The organism is Sphingobacterium litopenaei (assembly GCF_014692495.1).
In the GTDB taxonomy this organism is placed as follows: domain Bacteria; phylum Bacteroidota; class Bacteroidia; order Sphingobacteriales; family Sphingobacteriaceae; genus Sphingobacterium; species Sphingobacterium litopenaei.
In genome coordinates, this window is the sequence record NZ_JACOIJ010000004.1 from 150,511 (window position 1) to 173,527 (window position 23,017).

Below are 23,017 nucleotides of genomic sequence, written 5' to 3' on the forward strand. Positions count from 1 at the left end.
AATAATTTTATTGTCCATAGTAAGCATTGCTTCCGTGCTTACGTTCGTAATGTTTCTTGATTAGTGAAGCTTTTAAGCGTTCGATTTTAGGATTAATACCTTCTGACAGGAATGCCAACTCCGCTACATATTCCAAAACTGCAGCATTGTACACCGCTTGTTTACCATCTTTGCCCCATGTAAATGGGGCATGATTTCCAACCAAAATCATCTGTACTTCCTCATGGTTCAAACCCACTTCTTTGAAATGATTAATAATCTGGTAGCCTGTTTGATATTCATAATTTCCAGCAATCATATCATCTGCCATAGGTGGGGCACATGGAATATCTTTGGTCAAATGATCTGCATGCGTCGTGCCATAAATAGGAATACTTCTATTAGCTTGTGCCCAAGCTGTTCCGTAAACTGAGTGTGTATGTACTACAGCTCCCAACTCTGGCCACTCCTTATATAATACAGCATGTGTTTTGGTATCGGACGAAGGACGAAGAGTACCTTCTACGACTTGCGCATCCAAATCCACGATAACCATATCATCTACTTTCAGAATTTCGTATGGAACTCCACTCGGCTTGATCGCAAACACCCCTTTATCTCGATCAAATACACTTACATTACCAAATGTAAATTTGACCAAACCAAGTTTAGTCAAATTCATATTTGCTTCGTATGCTTCTTCTTTTATGTTATTGTACATCGTATAAATTATTTTCTAAGACATCACCCGCAGCAATATATCGTTCATATCTCTTTTGATAAATGCCCACCACTTCGCTGTTTGGATAATAAGTTTGTTCAAATCCATGTCCCATTTTTGCCATTGCCTCACCCACATTGGAATAGACATTAGCCGCCACTGCAGCAAACATAGCTGCACCTAAAGCACAAGTTTGATCCGATTTGTGCACCTTAATGGGCATATTGAGAATATCGGCCATCATTTGCATGATGAAAGGAGACTTTTTAGGAATACCTCCCATGGCAATAATCCCTTTTACTGGAACACCTTGCTCCACAAAGCATTCGGCTATTTTACGCGCACCAAAACAAGTGGACTCCACGATAGCTCGGAATAATGAGATAGTATCTGATGCAAGGTTTAAGTCTAATATGGAAGCCTTTAAGTTTTGATTAGCAAATGGAGTACGTCGACCATTCAACCAATCTACAGCTAAAGGATGTTTTACATCTGGCACGATTTCATTTGCCTTTTCACTTAATTTTAAAAGAAGAGTCGATTCAATCCCTTGAAGCATCGACTCTTCTAGCTCATAGATATGTTGTAAGGGCCACATGAGGATATTTTTGAACCAGGCATATGCATCCCCAAATGCGGATTGCCCAGCTTCTAATCCTACCATATTTGGTATTACCGAACCATTTACCTGTCCGCAAATACCCTTTAACGTAAAGTCTAATTTTTCGGGTGTTACCAGTATATCACAAGTGGATGTGCCCACAATTTTACTTAAATAATAAGGCTCGATTTCTCCCCCTACAGCTCCCATATGACAATCGAATGCACCTACACCTACTACCACATTCCTCGAAAGCCCTAATTTCTCCGCCCATTCGGACGAAAGATTGCCCACCACCTGATCTGAAGTATATGTTTGGGTACCTAGACGTTGTACCTGGTCTTTTAGCAAAGGATCCAATGCTGTAAAGAATTCATTAGGTGGATAGCCATTAAATTCCTCAGCCCATAATCCTTTATGTCCTGCCGCACACACGCCTCTTTTTAATTGTGTAACATCTTTTCCACCAGTTAACTCAAAAGGAATCCAGTCACAATGCTCTACCCAAGTGTAGGCTGCACGTTGCACTTTTTCATCTACGCGTAGGATGTGCAGCATCTTTGCCCAAAACCATTCCGAAGAATATACGCCACCGACATATTTTAAATAGTCTGTTTTATATTTTGTTGCATGTTGATTGATTTCACTAGCTTCTTTGATTGAAGTATGGTCCTTCCAAAGCACAAACATAGCGTTTGGATTCTCCGCAAATTCAGGAGTCATTGCAAGTGGTTTTCCTTCTCGGTTGACCGCTACTGGTGTAGAACCAGTGGTATCCACAGAAATTCCTACCACTAGATTGGCTGTTTGGGCTTCTACGTCAGAAAGACAGCCTTTAATGACTTCTTCAATAGTTTCTAAATAGTCTAATGGATGTTGTCTGAATTGATTGGTTCCCGGATTACAGTATAATCCCTTTTTCCATCTCGGATAATAGCTCACACGTGATGCTAGCTCTTGACCATTTGTTGCATCCACTAAAATTGCACGCACAGAATCGCTCCCAAAGTCTACCCCAATTACACAAGGATTATTCATTTTATAATTGTTTTTCAGTTTATAATTGTCATCAATAAGACAGATGTCTCAATAATTAGTGTCAAATTAACACTTATTTTTGAAGTTTAAAATTTTTTTTTAATTTTTATATAATTATTAATTTAAACTCATGACTTTAGACTTCTACAAAAAGAATAAAAAAATCCTTCTGGCCGTCGATTGTATCATATTCGGATTCAACAAAGAAGAGCTTGAAATTCTTCTTATTCAACGTGATTTTGAGCCTGAAAAAGGAAAATGGAGTTTGATGGGCGGTTTCGTAGAAGAAAATGAGTCTCCTGGCGACGCTGCACAACGAGTTCTGAAATCCCTGACTGGATTAGACCATATATATATGGAACAATTTGCTGTTTTTGGCAATCCCAACCGCGAACCGCAGGAACGTGTAGTCAGCTTATGCTATTTTGCATTAATCAATACCGAAATCCTTAGTACAGATTATAAAGCCAAATGGTTTAAATTGGAAAAATGTCCTCCATTGATTTTCGATCATAATGAAATGGTGGTGGAAGCGCATAACAAGCTTAAGAAAAAAGCCGCGCTTTACCCTATTCTCTTCGAACTTCTATCAGATAAGTTTACGATTCCACAAATCACTTTATTATACGAAGCGATTTATCAAAATCAATTGGACAAAAGAAATTTCACTAGAAAACTTCTTGCCTCCAAATTATTGATCAAACTGAATGAAAAGGACAAAGAAAATTCGAAGAAAGGTGCCTATTATTATAAAGTAGACAAATCAATATACAAAGAAAAGATTATATCCTTCCTCAACTTCTTACCAGGTTGGTACGGAGAATAAGAAGATAGGGCTGTAAAATTTACAGCCCTATCTCTTTATATTTTTACTTCCGTCTCTATCACGCCTCCCTTTTCACTATCTACGATAATCTTTGCTTTGTTTGGATTTCCTTTTACAATCCATTTGACTTTGACCTCCGTCATTCCTTCAATAGAAGGCACTTCAATTTGTTCGGGTTTATACTTTTGTTCTTCCGTGACATTAAAGTCATCATTCAAAACTCGCATACCTGTAATAACATCGACACCTTTTAATGTAATGTAATTCGGTCTATTAATTTTATTGCGAACATCATGATCCGAATGCGTCGGAATAATTCGGGTATTCCACACAGAGGCTTTTACTTCATACAAATTACTACCTAATGACTTTACCTTCACATCAGTGAATTCTAATTTCGGAGTATGGTATGCATGAAAAATAGTAAATGCAGTATTACGGTGCGCATCTTCTTGCAATAGAAATCCTGGATGATTTCTCGTGTAATTTTTCTTCGCCCCACCGATTTCTATTTTACCGAATTGAGGATGGTCGTACTCTTTCCATGGCACATAAGCATCACCAAACAAAAGTAATTTATCAAAATCATAATATTCATTCTGACCACTTCCAGCTTCTTTATTATTGAATAATTTAAAAGTAGTCATCAGTTCATTGGAAAAGGTATAGACACCTCTACCTAAAGCAAAGAAATCAATCTCTCCTCCAAAAACCGTATATAAATCCTTATGAATTACTATATAATTATAGCCTGGCAACATTTTTTCTCCCGTCCTACCTAACGCATCATACACTTGCACATCTTTACGGGAATAATAACGTTCATCGTCTGCAGCTCCTGGACCACGCAAAATCATACCCCCATAATTATGATAGGATTGTGCACCTGCAATATTAGTATGCTTAAAAAAGAAATTTTTCACAGCCATAGTTTCTGGCAGCGTTCCAGGATAATATAAAGCACCATTCTGCACGTAATTCGGCTGCCAATTCCAGCCCCAATCACGGTTAGGGTCATACGTACCTGTTATATCTTCATTGACCAACCCATCTCCATCATTATCTATGCCTTCATATCCCAAAAGTTCGTACTCTCCTACTTCCCCTGGCTTTGCTAACACCATGCGATTGGGATTTTCAGGATCAACTTTATAACGACCAGTTTTGGATTTACGACGCATCGTCACAATATGTCCATCTCCATCTAAATCATCGTACAAGTCTTCTGCGACCAAACCATCTCCATCATTATCAAAAGGACGACGACCTGTACGTGACGAATGCATCGTATTCGGTTCATAAATAAAATAATCACGAGAGTCTGGATTAATAGTCGGCGCTATATAAAATACTTTATCGCGTAATAACTCTTTAATAAAGTCTACTTGATGATAATTCTCGGCCAAATACCAAGCTGTATACATAGCAATTTCCGAACCTTGTAATTCATTGGCATGAATATTTCCATCTATCCAAAGTCCAGGTTTGCGATCGGTATTCCCATCTTTAAAATCTGAAACCGTCAAAACAAAAATATCTCGACCTTCGTATGATTTTCCTATGGATTCATATTTCACCAAATTAGGATAAGCTTTCTGCAAGTCCTTACAGAATTGCTCGATCTGCTTATTATCATGATAACGATTCCAATTCATCGGAACTTTTGGATTTGCCGGAGTCCCAATTGCACGTAGTCCTGGGATATCGATGTCCTTATTTTCTTTTTGAGCCAACAGGCTTGTACTCATTTGAGTACACAAGAATAGGGCTAAAATTATATGTTTAATTTTCATTGGACGACAGATTAAAGTTTTACTTCGATTTGTTGTTCTCCAGAAGTGGGACATCCAGCTTGGATTTTCACGGCACCTTTACCTTTTATCAACCAAGAAAAAGTTTTTGAATCACCTGCTCCTAATGCGCTATATAGCTGCAGCCTTTTTCCACTCAAAAACTGCTGATTACTTTGTAAATCACAAACCGTTTTGAATCGTGATACAAAACGTATACGATCTGCTATTTCAGGATAGGTAGGCATATTACCTACATTCATTACAGATAATTCCACTCGGTAAATATCATCTCCCAGTGAAGTCACCTTAGGCGTAGAAAACACCAATTTTGCCATATTCTCTAGGAGCTTTACCACGAAGCCGGTATGCGCTTGCACGGAAGTTTCCAAAAACTCTACTGGTGGATTATTTCTAAAAATATCGACAACACCTCCAACTTCAACTTTTTGATTTGAAAAATCAGGATGATTAACTTTTGACCAAGGCAAGATGGCGCCCTGAACATTATTTATATCCACCCATTTATAGAAAGTTTCATTGGCATCTGTAGTTTTATTTGTATTCTTCGTAGAATCAGTAACGGAAGGCCACCACAATGGAGTGGAAAAACTAAATTTTCCCAAATGATAATATGCCGTATTTGAAAAATTTCCAGGCGAGGATACCATTTTGCTTGCTTCACCTAAAGATTTAGTGTGTTCCTTATATATAGTAGAAATGTATTTAGACATTTCTACATCATTTACACTCCAAGATTTCACAATACGTTCGTTGGCCGCACGCGCATCATATCGTTCAGGTTCGGAAAGATTATTCGCTAGACCTATATGGAGGACACTAGCAATTTGTGGATTAGCAAAAATAAAATCTACCAATGCGCGTGTTTCGGGCTCAGATGCAGCATAGTCGCCGCTTTCAGCTAAAAAAGCGTGATAATCAAAAGTAAAATTACGATCTATATTTACACCGCCTTCACCATCTTCGCCATATCGTCCATCAAAGTCTTGATCTATACCTTCAGGAAATACAATATAATTTCCTTTTTCAGCTTTGGACTTATCAGCAGCGACTAACAAATTAGGATTATCTTTACGCACCTTAAAATTCCCAATCGGCGATTCTACGCGCATTTGTGAAATGATACCATCCCCATTCAAATCTTTAGCAGAATCTTCATCCAAACGACCATCTCGATCATTGTCTATTTTACGACTATTCCCCGAAAGCCATTGCTTTGTAGATGAATTACGTTTGTAAGCATCAGGATTTACTAACGGAATAATCCAAATAGACTTGTCTTTCAGCAAAGCTTGAAGAGAATCTTTAGGTAAAGCTAAAATTTGTTTGGTCAGCTGCAAAGAAGCTATCGTACCAGCAGGATGTTTACCGTCTATCCCGGCTACTACTAGCAAAGTAGGCTTCGGTTTTTCATCCAATTGTAGTTTGATGACGGAAATATTTTCATTCCCATAACTTTTTCCGATAACAGTTTGCGAAACCAATCCCTTGGTCGAGTATCCGCTAATGGAAGATTGTACTTCAGCATAGGAAGGATATTTGAGCTGTGCTAAAGACAACAACGGACTAATAAGTAACAAACCCAAAAAGGTCTTTTTCATAATCTTAGGTTAGAAGTAGTGGTAAATACTATAGGCTAAAAATAGTCTTTTAACACTAATTTTTTATTAAGTATAAGTAACTTGTTTGATATAATATACGTATATTATCTTATTAATTTTGAACAACAAATTTTCGTATCCGAAGAGCTAATTATAAATTTTAAATTATTCTTAACAAACGCTTTGCTTTTAATAAGATATACATTATTTTTGCATTCCAAAATGCAGCCTGATTAAACAGGCTGTGAATAAATTGATTAATAAATTTTAGTCCCTATAATATGCCCAATATTGGTAAAATAGCGCAGATTATCGGCCCAGTGGTTGACGTCAACTTTGCCGACAATGAAAATCTTCCTAAGATTTACGATGCATTGTACATTGAAAAAGAAAATGGACAACGTATCGTTTTAGAAGTTCAACAACACTTAGGTGAGGAACGTGTTCGTACTATTGCGATGGATGCTACAGAAGGTTTAGTACGTGGTATGAAAGTAGTTGACACTGGTGCTCCTATCAAAATGCCTGTAGGCGAAGAGATCAAAGGTCGTGTTTTCAACGTAGTTGGAGATCCTATTGATGGTATTCGCGAATTGGACAAAACTAATGGACGTCCTATCCACAATACACCTCCAAAATTCGAAGATTTGTCAACTGAAACTGAAGTACTTTTCACAGGTATCAAAGTTATTGACTTATTAGAGCCTTATGCTAAAGGTGGTAAAATCGGTTTGTTCGGTGGTGCTGGTGTAGGTAAAACAGTATTAATCCAAGAGCTTATCAACAATATCGCTAAAGGTCACGGTGGTCTTTCAGTATTTGCTGGTGTTGGTGAACGTACACGTGAAGGTAATGACTTATTACGTGAGATGTTGGAATCAGGTATCATCAAATACGGTGAGCACTTCATGGAAGGTATGGAAAAAGGCGAATGGCCTATCGATACTGTTGACCAAGAATTGATGAAAGAATCTAAATGTACTTTCGTATTCGGTCAGATGAATGAGCCTCCAGGTGCACGTGCTCGTGTGGCTTTGTCTGGTTTGACTGTTGCAGAATATTTCCGTGATGGTGAAGGTGATGGTCAAGGTAAAGACGTATTATTCTTTATCGATAACATCTTCCGTTTCACGCAAGCAGGTTCTGAGGTATCAGCTTTATTAGGTCGTATGCCATCAGCGGTAGGTTACCAACCTACATTAGCTACAGAGATGGGTTTGATGCAAGAGCGTATTACTTCAACTAAAAACGGATCTATCACTTCAGTACAAGCGGTATACGTACCTGCCGATGACTTAACTGACCCTGCTCCTGCGACTACATTCGCTCACTTGGATGCAACTACAGTATTATCACGTAAAATCGCTGAGTTAGGTATCTATCCTGCGGTAGACCCATTGGATTCTACTTCACGTATCTTATCTCCAAGTGTATTAGGAGCTGAGCACTACAATACAGCTCAACGTGTGAAAGAAATCTTACAACGCTATAAAGAACTTCAAGATATCATCGCTATCTTAGGTATGGATGAGTTATCTGAAGAAGATAAATTAACAGTACACCGCGCACGTCGTGTACAACGTTTCTTATCTCAACCATTCCACGTAGCTGAGCAATTTACAGGTTTGAAAGGTGTATTAGTAGACATCAAAGACACTATCAAAGGTTTCAACATGATCATCGATGGTGAAGTGGATGAATACCCTGAAGCAGCTTTCAACTTAGTAGGTTCTATCGAAGAAGCTATCGAAAAAGGTAAGAAATTATTAGCAGAAGCAGTTTAATTAGATATTAGAAATTAGATATGAGATAATAGATTTTTTATCTCATATCTATTTGAAGAATTCGTTCTCAAATCTCATATCTCGCATCTCATATCTAACAAAAGAATGAAATTACAAGTAATAACTCCAGACAAAATAGCATACGAAGGCGAAGTAACAGCCGTTACAGTACCTGGATCTGCTGGATCTTTTCAAATTTTGAAAGACCACGCTGCTATTGTCTCTACGTTAGAAGATGGCAAAGTCATTATTAAAGGTAGTAATGGCGAACAAGTCATTATTATCAAAGGTGGTGTAGTTGAAGTAAAGGACAACAATATCATCGTTTTGGCGGAAGGAATAGTGCAAGGATAACGATAAAAGATAATGATAAAATAGCCCTTAAAACTTCAGGTTTTAAGGGCTATTTTTTTGCAACTTTTTTTAGCTACAAGACCATTTTAGGAAGAATTTTGAGGATAATACGAAATTTTTCAAAACCTAGAAAATAAACCAATTTTAATTTCGGTTCAGCTATTGAAAAATTTTATTTTGTTTAATACATGTATTATAAAATATATTTAAGAAAAATAAATAAACACGAAACAATAAACTTTTTTAAAATAAAGTGTTTGTCTATTGTAAAGAATTTTTTTTCGTCTTAACTTGACGAAGCTTCTTATTCGAAGATGTGTACCTAGTCTTTGGGGAGGGAAAGGACACCTTAAAATTTAAACATATGCAATACTATAATCAGAACACGAAAATATTTCTAAATGGTGAGTTCGTATTAGCGAAATCAGCTGGCGTAGATTTATTTGGTCAGTCGTTGCATTATGGCTATGGAGCCTTCGAAGGATTACGCGCTTACAACACACACAATGGTACGCGTATCTTCAAGGCAGAAGCACATTTTGAAAGATTACGTAAATCTTGTGAGTCTATTGGACTTCCATATAAATGGAACAACAGAACGTTGATTGAAAAGTGTTACGAATTATTGGAAATAAACAATCTTCGTGCAGCATATATAAGACCCTTAGTATTCTCTGGATCTAATATGCACCTTACCTCTTCAGAAGATGCGAATATCATGTTGGCCGCTTGGGAATGGGGTCCCTATTTAGGACAAAATCTATTGAACGTTAACATTTCAAAATACGAGCGTCCTAACCCAAAATCTTTCCATATAGACGCGAAGATTTCAGGACAGTACATCAATTCCATTCTTGCCTCGACAGATGCTATTCGTAATGGATACGATGAAGCCTTGATGTTGGATCAAGATGGTTACGTCGCACAGGCTTCGAGTGAGAATATTTTTATTGAAAAGGATTATAAAATCTATACACCGCCATTGGGAGATGTGTTCCCTGGCATAACAAGAAAAACGGTGATTGGCATCTGCAAAGAATTGGGATTCGAAATCATCGAGAAGAAACTAACCGTCCAGGATATCTATACAGCTGACAGTGCCTTCTTAAGTGGCACTGCTGCTGAGATTATTGGTATCAAACAGGTGGACCATATCGTTTACAAAGAAGAATGGGAACATAGCATTGGTGCTACGATCCAAAGAAAATATAAAAACTTAGTATTAGAGCAAGAGAATTATGAAGTCATCATCTGATAACGAAAAGGGATTAAATAAATACAGCCGCATATTCACTCAAGACGAGACACAACCTGCTGCCAAAGCGATGTTGTATGGTATTGGCTTGACTGATGCCGATATGGATAAAGCGCAAGTGGGTATCGCCAGTATGGGCTATGATGGTAACACATGTAATATGCACCTAAATGACTTAGCTCAGGTCGTGAAAAAAGGTGTATGGAACAATGATTTAGTCGGTCTTACCTTCGGTACTATTGGTGTAAGTGATGGTATGAGTAATGGTACAGATGGCATGCGTTATTCCTTAGTATCACGTGATGTGATTGCAGATAGTATTGAGACTATATGTGGCGGTCAATATTACGATGGATTAATTGCTATCCCTGGATGTGACAAAAACATGCCTGGTGCTATTATGGCTATGGCTCGATTGAACCGCCCTGCAATTATGGTTTACGGCGGAACAATTGCTCCTGGGCATTATAAAGGTGAAGAATTAAATATCGTTTCGGCTTTCGAAGCTTTAGGTCAAAAAATTTGTGGTAACATTTCGGACGAAGATTTCCAAGGTGTCATCAAACATACTTGTCCTGGTCCTGGTGCTTGTGGTGGTATGTACACTGCAAACACAATGGCTTCAGCGATTGAAGCTTTAGGAATGAGTTTACCATATTCATCTTCACACCCTGCCGTTTCTAAAGAGAAAGAACAAGAATGTCTTGACGCAGGCAAATACATCCGTATTTTATTAGAAAAAGATATTAAGCCTTCGGATATCATGACGCGCAAAGCGTTTGAAAATGCTTTACGTTCAATTATCATATTAGGAGGAAGTACCAATGCAGTATTGCACTTTATCGCTATCGGTAAAGCTGTAGGTGTAGATATCACACAAGATGATTTCCAACGTATGTCTGACGAGACTCCTGTATTGGCGGATTTCAAACCATCTGGAAAATACTTGATGCAAGATTTACAACAATATGGTGGTACACCAGCGGTATTGCGTTACTTATTAGATAATGGCTTATTGCATGGAGATTGTATGACTGTAACAGGTAAAACTGTAGCAGAAAACTTGGCTGATGTAAAATCTATTATTGATTACAACCAACCTATCATCAAACCTTTGAGTGAGCCTATCAAAGCAACAGGTCACTTGCAAATCCTTTACGGAAATTTAGCGGAAAAAGGTTCTGTAGCGAAGATTTCGGGTAAAGAAGGCGAACGTTTTGTAGGTCCGGCTCGTGTATTCGATGGAGAACATGATTTGGTAGCAGGTATTGCTTCTGGACGCATACAAAAAGGCGATGTTGTCGTTATTAAAAATGAAGGACCTATTGGAGCTCCTGGTATGCCTGAGATGTTGAAGCCTACGTCACTAATCATTGGTGCTGGTCTTGGTAAATCGGTAGCATTAATTACTGACGGTCGTTTCTCAGGTGGTACACACGGTTTTGTAGTTGGTCACATTACACCAGAAGCCTATAAAGGTGGATTGATTGGATTAGTAGAAGATAACGATATAATCGAAATTGACGCAGTAAACAACACAATCACACTAAAAGTAGAAGACAGCATAATCGCTGAACGTCGTGCAAAATGGACACAACCCCCATTGAAAGTTACCAAAGGTGTATTGTACAAATACGCGAAAACAGTAGCTGACGCATCAGAAGGTTGTGTAACGGATTTATAATAAGTATTTAGTAAAGAGTATTTAGTAATTAGATTTAAATACGCCATATATTCTTTACTAATTTATATCAATGAAAAAATAATTAGGATTATTAGACGATAAGTCTAAATACACAATACTAATATCTTAATACTAACAACAAAATGAGTACACTGGAGAAAACAGAAACAAAGAAAACCCAAACCATTGCAGCCAACACACAGATATCGGGTTCGCAAGCGGTCTTGGAAGCTTTGATTCATGAAGGAGTAGATACGGTATTCGGCTACCCAGGCGGCGCGATTATGCCAATTTATGATGCATTATATGATTATAATGACAAAATAAAACATATTCTGGTCCGTCACGAGCAAGGTGGCATTCACGCTGCTCAGGGGTTCGCACGTACTTCAGGTCGTGTAGGCGTCGCTTTCGCAACATCAGGTCCTGGTGCAACTAATTTAGTAACTGGTCTAGCGGACGCTATGATTGATAGCAACCCTATCGTCTGCATCACAGGCCAAGTATTTGCATCATTATTAGGAACTGACGCTTTCCAAGAAACTGACGTAGTCAACATTACCAGTCCAGTGACTAAATGGAACTATCAAGTAACTGATGCAACAGAAATTCCTGCTGTGCTGGCAAAAGCATTTCATATAGCACGTACAGGTCGTCCAGGCCCTGTATTGATTGATATTACCAAAAATGCACAAATGCAGTTGTTCGATTACGAAGGTTACGAAAAATGTAATCATATCCGTAGTTACAGACCAGCTCCAATTGTTCGCAAAGAATACGTGGAGGCTGCCGCTGAACTTATTAATGCAGCTAAAAAACCTTTCGTGATTTTTGGTCAAGGTGTAATCTTAGGTAAAGCAGAACAAGAATTTAAAGAATTCATAGAAAAAGGTGGTTTCCCTGCTGCTACAACTGTAATGGGATTAAGTGCTTTGGAAACTGACCATCCACAACACGTTGGTATGTTGGGTATGCATGGTAACTATGCACCTAATGTAATGACTAATGAGTGTGATGTATTAATTGCTATAGGTATGCGTTTTGATGACCGCGTGACAGGTCGTTTGGATAAATATGCTAAACAAGCAAAAGTTGTTCACTTAGATATTGACCCTGCCGAAATTGATAAAAATGTAAAAACTACAGTTCCTGTTTGGGGAGACTGTAAAGAAACATTACCTCAATTGACTGCATTGCTTACTCCAACTGACCATTCGGAATGGTTACAAAAATTCCGTGAGTTAGAGCAAGAAGAGATTAAAGAGGTTATCTATAACGAATTAAATCCTACAAGTGATATCATGACGATGGGCGAAGTAATTCGCGTATTGAATGAATTGACAGGCGGTAACGCTGTCATCGTAACTGACGTTGGTCAGCACCAAATGGTTGCTTGTCGTTATGCGAAATTTAACTCTTCGAAATCTAATGTAACTTCTGGAGGTCTTGGAACAATGGGATTTGGTTTGCCAGCAGCTATTGGTGCGTGGTATGGAGCTCCAGACCGTGATGTAATAGCTATTATCGGTGACGGGGGCTTCCAAATGACTTTACAAGAATTGGGCACTATTATGCAGTTCGGTGCTAAGGTTAAAATCTTGATTTTAAATAATGAGTTCTTAGGAATGGTACGTCAATGGCAACAATTGTTCCACGACAAACGCTATTCATTCGTGAACATCACAAGTCCTGATTTTGTCGTATTAGCGAAGTCATACTATCTGGATGGAAATAAGATTTCAGACCGTAAGGACTTAGAGTCTGCTTTAAAAACAATGTTGGCTCACGATGGCGGTTATTTATTGGAAGTAATGGTTGGCAAAGAAAACAATGTATTCCCAATGGTAGCGCAAGGAACTTCAGTATCAGAGATTAGATTAAAATAAAATGGAAAAGCAAGAATTTACCATTACCCTATATACAGAAAACGCTATCGGTATGATAGGTCGTATTTCTAATATTTTTTCAAGACGTAAAATCAACATTGAAAGCTTGAACACCTCTCCTTCTGAGGTGGAAGGCATTCACCGCTTCACTATTTTGATTACCGAATCAGAAGATGTGGTTCGTAAACTTTGTCGTCAAATCGAAAAACAAGTCGAAGTATTGAAAGCTTATTTCAACACGAATGATGAATTAATCTGGCAAGAACAAGCGTTGTACAAAGTACCTACAGAAGTAGTAAATGAAAAAGTTTATGTAGAACGTTTATTGCGTGAATACGGAGCAAATGTTGTTGTTATTCGTCCAGATTACATCGTATTCGAAACAGCAGGCCACCGTGAAGAAATCGACAAATTAACTCAAGAATTGACTAAATACGGCTTAATCGAATTCGTTCGTGGTGCACGAATCGCTATCATCAAAGCGAGCGCTGGTTTCCACGAAAAATTAAAACAATTCGAACAACAAGAGCCAGCACCAGAAATTGTAGAAAACGAATTCTTAGACCAACAAGACCAAGTGTTCACGATGTAATTGTATGGAGCAAGTATTTAAATTTATCAAACAAACCCGTCAAGCATTTATCCAATTATTGGATGGATTGACATTAGAACAGCTTAATGAAATTCCGACAGGTTTTAACAATAATATTATATGGAATTTTGGACATGCCGTGGTAGCCACACAAGCGCTTTGCTATGTGCGTACAGGCATTCGTCAAGATGCAAGTTCTATTAAATATGTAGCTTCTTACGTAAAAGGAAGCAAACCAACGTATTTCGTTACACAAGAAGAAGTAGATGATTTGAAACGTCTAGCTGTAGAAACTATCGAACAACTTGAAAAAGATTACGCAGCTGGTGTTTTTAACAAAATCGCTCCTTTTGCAACAGATACTTATGGCGAGACGATGGCAACTATCGAAGAGGTTATCACCTTGACCTCAGGTCACGATAATCTTCACTATGGCTATGCTATCGCACAGAGAAGAATAATCAACAACAATAAATAAAAACTTAAGAAAAGACAAATTAAAATAGTACTACAATGGCAAATTATTTTAACACATTACCTCTTAGAGAGCAATTAAACCAACTTGGTGTAGCTGAATTTATGGATTCATCAGAATTCGCTGATGGCGTAAATGCTTTAAAAGGTAAAAAAATCGTAATCGTAGGTGCGGGTGCACAAGGTTTGAACCAAGGTTTAAATTTAAGAGATTCTGGTTTGGACGTTTCTTACGCTTTACGTAAAGAAGCTATTGAACAAAAAAGAGATTCATGGAAAAATGCAACAGATAACAACTTTACAGTAGGTACGTATGATGAATTAATTCCTACAGCAGATTTAGTTATCAACTTGACTCCAGATAAACAACATACAGCAGTAATCAATGCGGTAATGCCATTGATGAAACAAGGAGCTACATTATCTTATTCGCACGGTTTCAACATTGTAGAAGAAGGTATGCAAATCCGTAAAGATATTACCGTAATCATGGTTGCACCTAAATGTCCAGGTTCTGAAGTACGTGCAGAGTACTTGAGAGGTTTTGGTGTTCCTACATTAATCGCTGTTCACCCTGAAAATGACCCTCAAGGTAAAGGGTGGGCTGAAGCAAAAGCTTACTGTGTAGGTACAGGTGGTCACCGTGCAGGTGTATTGAAATCATCATTCGTAGCAGAGGTTAAATCTGACTTGATGGGTGAGCAAACTATCCTTTGTGGTTTATTACAAACAGGATCTATCCTTTCTTTCGACAAAATGGTTGAAAAAGGTATCGATGCGGGTTACGCTTCTAAATTAGTTCAATACGGTGTTGAGGTTATCACTGAAGCCTTGAAACACGGTGGTGTATCAGGTATGCTTGACCGTTTGAGCAACCCTGCTAAAATCAAAGCTTTTGAATTATCAGAAGAATTGAAAGATATTATGCGTCCATTATTTCAAAAACACCAAGACGATATCATGTCAGGTGAGTTCTCAAGAACTATGATGGAAGATTGGGCTAATGGCGATGCAAACTTATTAAAATGGAGAGCAGAGACAGGTGAAACGGCTTTCGAAAAGACTCCTGCTGGCGATGTTAAAATCTCAGAACAAGAATACTTCGACAATTACTTATTGATGGTTGCTTTCGTAAGAGCAGGTGTTGAATTAGCTTTCGAAACAATGGTAGAAGCGGGTATCAAACCTGAGTCTGCATACTATGAGTCATTACACGAAACACCGCTTATCGCTAACACGATTGCACGTCGTAAATTGTTCGAAATGAACCGTGTAATTTCGGATACAGCAGAGTACGGATGTTACTTATTCGACCAAGCTTGTAAGCCATTATTAGCTGATTTCATGAAAAAAGTTGATACGGATATCGTTGGTAAAAACTACAACGAAGGTAAAGATGGTTCTGTAGATAACGTTAAATTGGTACAAGTAAACGAAATCTTACGCAATCATCCTGTAGAAATCGTTGGACGTAAATTACGTAAAGCGATGACTGCAATGAAGACGATTAAAACAGTTTAATATTTCGTAATTTTGATAATTACAACAAAGGGATAAAGCGCATTCAATGCCTTTATCCCTTTCGAAATTACTTATACTATCATAAGAGAAATGGGAAAAACATTAGTAGAAAAAATTTGGGATGCTCACGTCGTCAAGCGTGCGGAGGGTTTTCCAGATATATTGTATATCGATACGCATTTGATTCATGAGGTGACTTCTCCTCAAGCATTCGATGGATTGCGCAAAAGAGGTCTTCCTGTCTTCCGTCCTAATCAAACTGTTGCCACAGCCGATCATAACGTTCCAACATTAGACCAACACCTTCCTATTAAAGAAGAATTATCGCGCTACCAAGTGGATATGTTGACTAAAAACACGTCTGAATTTGGAATTGAATTGTATGGTTTAGGACACCCTTACCAAGGTATTGTTCACGTTATCGGTCCAGAATTGGGTATCACATTACCGGGTAAAACTATGGTTTGTGGTGATAGCCACACATCTACGCATGGTGCATTTGGTGCTATTGCTTTCGGTATTGGTACTTCACAAGTAGAACAAGTTTTCGCGACACAATGTCTATTGCAATCAAAACCTAAAACGATGAAAATCGAAGTTAACGGTGAATTGCAAAAAGGTGTTGGCGCAAAAGATATTATTCTTTACGTTATTTCTAAAACTACTGCTGCTGGTGGTACAGGATATTTCGTAGAATTTGCTGGATCGGCAATCCGTTCGTTAAGTATGGAAGGTCGTATGACCGTTTGTAACATGAGTATCGAAATGGGTGCTCGTGGTGGTCTTATTGCACCGGACGAAACTACATTCGAATACATCAAAGGTCGCGAATTTGCACCTAAAGGTGAAAAATGGGAGGAAGCATTAGCCTACTGGAAAACATTGTACTCGGACGAAGACGCAGAATTCGATGCTGTGTTGACATTCGATGCAGCAGATATTCAACCGATGATTACTTACGGGACAAATCCAGGAATGGGGATCGGTGTAAAACAATTCATCCCTACTACAGCTACACAACCAGAAAGCGAACAACCATCTTACCAAAAAGCATTAGACTATATGGGCTTTGCTGATGGTGAGCAAGTTTTAGGTAAACCAGTAGATTACGTCTTCATTGGTTCTTGTACTAATTCACGTATCGAAGATTTACGGCAGGTAGCAGCTTTTGTTTCTGGAAAACAAAAAGCGGAGGGTGTAGAAGTTTGGATTGTTCCTGGTTCGAAACAAGTAGAAGCGCAAGCGAAAGCGGAAGGTATTGACAAAGTATTCGAAGCAGCAGGTTTCCAATTACGTGAGCCAGGATGTTCAGCTTGTTTGGGTATGAATGAAGATAAAATCCCAGCAGGTAAATACTGTGTATCTACGTCAAACCGTAACTTCGAAGGACGTCAGGGTCCTAACGCACGTACAATGTTGGTAAGTCCTTTGACAGCAGCGGCAGCAGCTATCACAGGTAAAGTTGTAGATGTAAGAGAATTAATTTAAGATAGATTTTAAAGGTTTATCCTATTGAATTTTAACTTATTACTTTAACAAAATGTGTCAAATTTGTCAGGCAGTAACTGTTACCGAAAACAAGGTCATTGATAGAACAGGTCAGAATGCTTCTTCTATCTTTAACCAACGTACTTTGGAACAGGATTACAGAACACTTAAATCGGCTTTGAAGCCAGGTTTGAGAGTTTTGGATATTGGCTGTGGTTCCGGTTCGATTACCAAGGATATAGCACAGTTGGTTGGTCCAACGGGTTATGTTATTGGTGTAGACAATACCGAGTCATTTATTGCCGAAGGCAAAAAGCTTTTTGATGTGGAGAATCTAGAGCTTATCCATATGGATTTTTTAGATTTCGAAACAGAAGAAAAATTTGACCTAATTGTATCTGCGCGTACATTTCAATGGATTTCTACGTTGGATAAAGCCATTGATAAAATAAAATCCTTGTTGAAACCTAATGGTCAGATTTCGATTTTGGATTATAACCACGAAGCCATCAATTGGACACCAAAAATTCCAGAAAGCATGCAGAATTTTTACAACATGTTTTTGATGTGGCGTAAAGATGCAGGTATGAACAACCGCATCGGTTTTGACCTGATTGATATCTTTGAAGAACACGGCTTTGACCAAATCGAGATTTTCAACGCAGACGAACATTATGAAAGAATGTTCCCTGGCCACGTTGAAAAAATCAAAGTTTGGTCCAAAGTAGCAGGTTCTAAACAAATGGTGGAAGAAGGTTACATTTCCGATGCCGAGCGTTTGCAAGCTATCGCAGATTATAACAATTGGGCAGATAAAGAAGCAACCAGTATGACCCTAAAATTGAGAGAAGTAAGAGCTCGTGCTAATTAAAAATTAGAAATTAAAATTTAAAAAGCACAAGATAATAATTCATTTAAACTCAAATTAAATAGGTTTTTGCCCTTTTAATTTTGACTTTTTACTTTGAAAGATGAAAAAATTTGAAAAATTAACTTCAAGCGTAGTTCCACTACCGATTGAAAATATCGATACCGACCAAATCATCCCGGCTCGTTTCTTAAAAGCGACGACTCGCGAAGGTTTTGGCGACAACTTATTCCGTGACTGGCGCTACGACAGCAACAATCAACCAAAAGCTGATTTTGTGTTGAATGACCCGAAGTTTTCAGGTCAAATCTTAGTCGCTGGTAAAAACTTCGGTTGTGGTTCATCACGTGAACACGCAGCATGGGCTATCGATGACTACGGTTTCAAAGTTGTAGTAAGTTCATTCTTTGCCGACATTTTCAAAGGTAATGCCTTGAACAATGGCGTATTGCCTATCACTGTATCAGAAGAATTTTTAGAAAAAATATTCGCTCAAGTTTTTGCTGACAACAACGCACAATTAGTGGTGGATTTGGAAGCACAAACATTGACAATCGCAGCAACTGGCGAATCATTCGAATTCGAAATCAATCCGTACAAAAAATCATGTTTGATTAACGGTTATGACGATATCGACTTTATTTTAAGCCACAAAGCTGAAATTGAAAACTTCGAGCAAACAAGACCTTTTTCTTTTTATAGATAAAAAATAAATGACAGAACCAGTCGTCCATATTGCTAATTTAACAATTCAATACCCAAATAATGTGGTATTGAATTCCCTATCTTGGTCTATCCAGCAAGGGGAAAATTATGTTATTGGAGGCACGTCTGGTTCTGGCAAAACAACTTTAGCTAAAGCTATAGCAGGATTAATTCCTGCAGATAATGCGATTAAATTAAACTTCGATGCATCGAAATCCCTTCCTGCTAAAGTTGTCTATATTTCCAACTGGTATCAGTTTACCAATTTAGAAGGGGACCGCAATTTCTACTACCAACAACGCTACAACCACCATCAAGGTCACGATACCTTGACCGTGAAAGCAGAGTTGGAGCACTTCGCCAAGAAAGAAAATTTAGACTTTTCAGCTATTCGACAACGCATTCAGGATTTTGGATTTGAAGATGTACAATCTTCTCAATTGATTGAATTGTCAAGTGGTGAACACAAGAAATTGCAATTGGTCCGCGGGCTATGGACGAAACCGCAACTTCTTATTATTGACGAACCATATACAGGTTTGGACAAGAACGCAAGAGCAGTATTGAATACTTGGTTGGATGAATTAGTACAAGAAGGCGTACAGCTTATTCTTATTACTAACGATACTTTATTACCAAATTTTATCAATCGCTTTGCACATGTAGTGAATGGCCAGATAGAAATTGTGAATTCTCCAGCAGCATTTGCGAAAGATAAAAAACGTCAGAAGAAAGAATTACCTGCCTTCTTACATGAAATTCCACAAACAAACTACGAAACTGTTGCGGAGATGAACAACATTTTTATTCGCTATGGCGAAAAAGTAGTTTTGAAAGATGTCTCTTGGAAGGTAAATGTTGGTGAGAAATGGTTGTTGCAAGGGCCAAATGGTTCTGGTAAATCGACTTTATTGAGTCTTATCAATGGCGACCATCCTCAAGCCTATGGCCACGACCTTTCTTTATTTGGCAACAAAAGAGGTTCTGGCGAAAGTATTTGGGATATAAAACAAAAAATCGGGATTATCTCTCCCGAAATGCATTGGTATTTCGACCAAAATGCTACGGTATGGCATACCATTGCTTCTGGTTTTTATGACAGTATCGGATGGTTTATTGATGTAAAATACCAAGAGCAAAAACAAATAGAAGAATTGATGGAGTTTTTTGATTTGACGGAATACAAAAATCAAAATCTACAAACACTCCCGTTAGGAAAGCAAAGACTAGCGATGTTGGCAAGGACAATAGTTAAGAATCCGCCATTGTTAGTGTTGGATGAACCTTGTCAAGGTTTGGATAATGACCAAGCCAAATATTTCAACGATGTAGTAGATGAATTGGCGCAATACGGCAAAACATTGATTTATGTTGGGCATTACGAGACGCAATTGCCATCCTGCATCGAACATAGAATTGTATTAGAGAAGGGCGAAGTAAAAGCCATAGAAAATATAACTGTAAAAAATAAACATTTAGAAAGCGCTATTGTGTAAGAGTTGAGAGCGATTATATCTCTTGATTTTTACTTTATACTTTTGAAAAAAATGAAGAAAAATATTCTAATCATTCCAGGTGATGGAATCGGACAAGAAGTAACAACTTGGGGTAAACAAGTTTTAGAAGCTATTGCGGAAAAATATAACCATGAATTCGTTTTTGACGAAGCTATCATGGGACATACTGCTATCGAAGCGACTGGTAATCCATTACCGGATGAAACTTTAGAGAAAGCGAAAGCTTCGGATGCGATATTATTTGGTGCTATCGGTCATGCTAAATACGATAATGACCCTTCAGCAAAAGTTCGTCCAGAGCAAGGTTTATTGAAAATCCGCAAAGAATTAGGTTTATATGCAAACTTACGTCCTATTCTATTATTTGATGAATTATTAGATGCATCAAGCTTGAAACCTGAAGTGTTACGTGGAACAGATATTTTATTCTTCCGCGAATTGACAGGTGACGTTTATTTCGGGGAGAAAAAACGTAACGAAGACAACACTTTTGCTTCAGATTTGATGAACTATCACCGTTATGAAGTAGAGCGTATTGCGCGCAAAGCATACGAAGCTGCACGTACACGTGGCAAAAAATTATGTTCAGTAGATAAAGCTAACGTATTGGAAACATCACGTCTTTGGAGAGAAGTGGTTCAGGAATTAGCTAAAGAATATTCAGATGTGGAAACAGAACACATGTTTATCGATAATGCAGCGATGCAATTGGTTAAAAATCCGAAAAAATTTGATGTCGTATTGACTGCTAACTTATTTGGTGATATCTTGACTGATGAAGCTTCACAAATTGCAGGTTCAATGGGTATGTTAGCTTCAGCCTCTATCGGTGATAGTACAGGTTTCTTTGAGCCCATACACGGTTCTGCACACGATATCGCTGGACAAAACAAAGCGAACCCATTAGCTTCTATCCTATCAGCGGCATTGTTATTGGATATTGCATTTGGTCTTCAAGAAGAAGCGAAAGCAGTAACTACAGCTGTAGCTGACACATTGAAAGCGGGTTGGAGAACAAGTGATATTGCAAATGGAGAAACACCTGCAGACAAAATTTTGGGCACAAACGAAATGGGCGCTAAAGTTTTAGAATTTATTAAATAAGAAATAACCAAGGTATAAACATATAAAGGAAAAGACTATGTTACACGATCCGAATCACTTATATATTTTCGACACGACATTACGTGATGGTGAACAAGTACCGGGCTGTCAATTGACAACACCTGAAAAAATCGATATTGCAAAAGATCTCGAGCGCTTAGGTGTAGATATTATCGAAGCAGGTTTCCCTGTTTCAAGTCCTGGTGATTTTCAATCTGTAGTTGAATTATCAAAAGCTGTAAATGATGTAATCATTTGTGCTTTGACTCGCGCAAATAAGAACGATATTGATGTTGCAGCTGAAGCATTGAAATATGCAAAGCGACCTCGTATCCACACTGGTATTGGTTCTTCAGATTTACATATTCAATATAAATTCAATAGTACACGCGAAGAAATCTTGGAACGCGCTGTAGCCGCTGTAAAACATGCTAAATCGTATGTAGAAGACGTAGAATTTTACGCTGAAGATGCAGGTCGTGCTGATATTGAATTCCTTGCTAAAATGGTTGAGGCTGTAATTGGAGCTGGTGCAACTGTAGTTAATATTCCAGATACAAACGGATATTGTTTACCCGATCAATACGGTTCTAAAATTAAATTCTTGAAAGAGAATGTGAAAAACATCGATCAAGCAATAATCTCGGCACACTGTCACAACGATCTAGGTTTAGCTACGGCTAACTCTATCGCTGCTGTCCAAAATGGTGCACGTCAAATAGAATGTACTATTAACGGTATTGGTGAAAGAGCAGGTAACACATCATTAGAAGAGGTTGCTATGATTTTGAAAGTACATAACCAAGCTTTCGGAGGTTTAACTTCTAATATAGACAGCAAATTATTCACATACATTTCACGTAAAGTGTCTGATATGATGAATATGCCTGTACAACCAAACAAAGCTATAGTAGGTCGTAATGCATTCGCGCACAGTTCAGGTATCCATCAAGATGGATTCTTGAAACACCGTGAGACTTATGAGATTATCCGTCCAGAGGATGTTGGTTTGGAAGAAGCGGATATTATCTTGACAGCTCGTTCAGGTCGTCACGCGCTGAAACACCACTTAGAACGTCTAGGTTATACATTAGATAAAGATACATTAGCGGATACTTACCAACGTTTCTTAACGTTAGCAGATGCTAAAAAAGAAATCACTGACGAAGATTTATTGACGTTGGTACAATAATTAAAAGGCTGGCAAA

The 23,017-nt window shown here is 38.1% G+C and carries 19 protein-coding genes; 15 read left to right on the forward strand and 4 right to left on the reverse strand.

The window, feature by feature from the left end; genetic code table 11:
• Window positions 1-7: 7 nt before the first annotated feature.
• A complete protein-coding gene (locus H8B04_RS03655; RefSeq protein ID WP_165290780.1) occupies window positions 8-700 on the reverse strand; it encodes an L-ribulose-5-phosphate 4-epimerase in 693 nt (230 codons plus the stop codon).
• Window positions 690-2,339: a ribulokinase gene (locus H8B04_RS03660; protein WP_190301484.1), complete on the reverse strand. Its 1,650-nt coding sequence runs from the start codon at window positions 2,337-2,339 to the stop codon at window positions 690-692. The genes H8B04_RS03655 and H8B04_RS03660 overlap by 11 nt, the downstream gene beginning before the upstream one ends.
• 130 nt (window positions 2,340-2,469) lie before the next feature.
• On the opposite strand from H8B04_RS03660, the gene H8B04_RS03665 reads away from it, so the two are divergent.
• Window positions 2,470-3,165 (forward strand): NUDIX hydrolase, encoded by a 696-nt coding sequence (locus tag H8B04_RS03665; RefSeq protein ID WP_165290778.1) that lies wholly within the window; start codon window positions 2,470-2,472, stop codon window positions 3,163-3,165.
• Window positions 3,166-3,200: 35 nt separating this feature from the next.
• Here H8B04_RS03665 and H8B04_RS03670 read toward each other — a convergent pair whose 3' ends face one another.
• Window positions 3,201-4,958: a M14 family metallopeptidase gene (locus tag H8B04_RS03670; protein WP_165290777.1), complete on the reverse strand. Its 1,758-nt coding sequence runs from the start codon at window positions 4,956-4,958 to the stop codon at window positions 3,201-3,203.
• 11 nt (window positions 4,959-4,969) lie between these two features.
• Window positions 4,970-6,577, reverse strand: coding sequence for a M14 family metallopeptidase (locus H8B04_RS03675; protein WP_190301485.1), 1,608 nt, complete (start codon window positions 6,575-6,577; stop codon window positions 4,970-4,972).
• Between the two features lie 281 nt (window positions 6,578-6,858).
• Here H8B04_RS03675 and atpD point away from each other — a divergent pair, with 281 nt between their 5' ends.
• From atpD to H8B04_RS03745, 14 genes are all read left to right on the forward strand, one after another.
• On the forward strand, window positions 6,859-8,361 hold the full coding sequence (gene atpD, locus H8B04_RS03680; RefSeq protein ID WP_165290775.1) for a F0F1 ATP synthase subunit beta: 1,503 nt from the start codon (window positions 6,859-6,861) through the stop codon (window positions 8,359-8,361).
• A gap of 105 nt (window positions 8,362-8,466) precedes the next feature.
• Window positions 8,467-8,715, forward strand: a complete 249-nt coding sequence (gene atpC / locus H8B04_RS03685; protein WP_165290774.1) for an ATP synthase F1 subunit epsilon — start codon at window positions 8,467-8,469, stop codon at window positions 8,713-8,715.
• A 364-nt stretch (window positions 8,716-9,079) separates the two neighbouring features.
• Window positions 9,080-9,970, forward strand: coding sequence for a branched-chain amino acid transaminase (locus tag H8B04_RS03690; RefSeq protein WP_165290773.1), 891 nt, complete (start codon window positions 9,080-9,082; stop codon window positions 9,968-9,970).
• Window positions 9,954-11,654, forward strand: a complete 1,701-nt coding sequence (gene ilvD / locus H8B04_RS03695; protein ID WP_165290772.1) for a dihydroxy-acid dehydratase — start codon at window positions 9,954-9,956, stop codon at window positions 11,652-11,654. The genes H8B04_RS03690 and ilvD overlap by 17 nt, the downstream gene beginning before the upstream one ends.
• A 143-nt stretch (window positions 11,655-11,797) precedes the next feature.
• Window positions 11,798-13,540, forward strand: coding sequence for a biosynthetic-type acetolactate synthase large subunit (gene ilvB / locus H8B04_RS03700; protein WP_190301486.1), 1,743 nt, complete (start codon window positions 11,798-11,800; stop codon window positions 13,538-13,540).
• A gap of 1 nt (window position 13,541) precedes the next feature.
• Entirely contained in the window at window positions 13,542-14,132 is a 591-nt protein-coding gene (gene ilvN / locus H8B04_RS03705) for an acetolactate synthase small subunit (protein ID WP_165290770.1), read from the forward strand.
• Window positions 14,133-14,136: 4 nt separating this feature from the next.
• Complete coding sequence (locus tag H8B04_RS03710) at window positions 14,137-14,610, forward strand: DinB family protein (RefSeq protein ID WP_190301487.1); 474 nt, start codon at window positions 14,137-14,139, stop codon at window positions 14,608-14,610.
• A gap of 35 nt (window positions 14,611-14,645) precedes the next feature.
• The gene (gene ilvC / locus H8B04_RS03715; RefSeq protein ID WP_165290769.1) at window positions 14,646-16,127 is read left to right on the forward strand and encodes a ketol-acid reductoisomerase; all 1,482 of its coding nucleotides are present in this window, start codon (window positions 14,646-14,648) and stop codon (window positions 16,125-16,127) included.
• Between the two features lie 90 nt (window positions 16,128-16,217).
• Window positions 16,218-17,615 carry a 3-isopropylmalate dehydratase large subunit gene (leuC, locus tag H8B04_RS03720; RefSeq protein ID WP_190301488.1) on the forward strand — a complete coding sequence of 466 codons (1,398 nt, stop codon included), beginning with the start codon at window positions 16,218-16,220 and terminating at the stop codon, window positions 17,613-17,615.
• Window positions 17,616-17,667: 52 nt separating this feature from the next.
• The gene (locus H8B04_RS03725; protein ID WP_190301489.1) at window positions 17,668-18,486 is read left to right on the forward strand and encodes a methyltransferase domain-containing protein; all 819 of its coding nucleotides are present in this window, start codon (window positions 17,668-17,670) and stop codon (window positions 18,484-18,486) included.
• Window positions 18,487-18,586: 100 nt separating this feature from the next.
• Window positions 18,587-19,189 (forward strand): 3-isopropylmalate dehydratase small subunit, encoded by a 603-nt coding sequence (gene leuD / locus H8B04_RS03730; protein ID WP_165290766.1) that lies wholly within the window; start codon window positions 18,587-18,589, stop codon window positions 19,187-19,189.
• A 7-nt stretch (window positions 19,190-19,196) separates the two neighbouring features.
• Window positions 19,197-20,684, forward strand: a complete 1,488-nt coding sequence (locus tag H8B04_RS03735; protein ID WP_190301490.1) for an ATP-binding cassette domain-containing protein — start codon at window positions 19,197-19,199, stop codon at window positions 20,682-20,684.
• Window positions 20,685-20,735: 51 nt separating this feature from the next.
• A complete protein-coding gene (gene leuB, locus H8B04_RS03740; RefSeq protein WP_165290764.1) occupies window positions 20,736-21,809 on the forward strand; it encodes a 3-isopropylmalate dehydrogenase in 1,074 nt (357 codons plus the stop codon).
• A gap of 37 nt (window positions 21,810-21,846) precedes the next feature.
• The gene (locus H8B04_RS03745) at window positions 21,847-23,001 is read left to right on the forward strand and encodes a 2-isopropylmalate synthase (protein ID WP_165290763.1); all 1,155 of its coding nucleotides are present in this window, start codon (window positions 21,847-21,849) and stop codon (window positions 22,999-23,001) included.
• Window positions 23,002-23,017 lie beyond the last annotated feature (16 nt).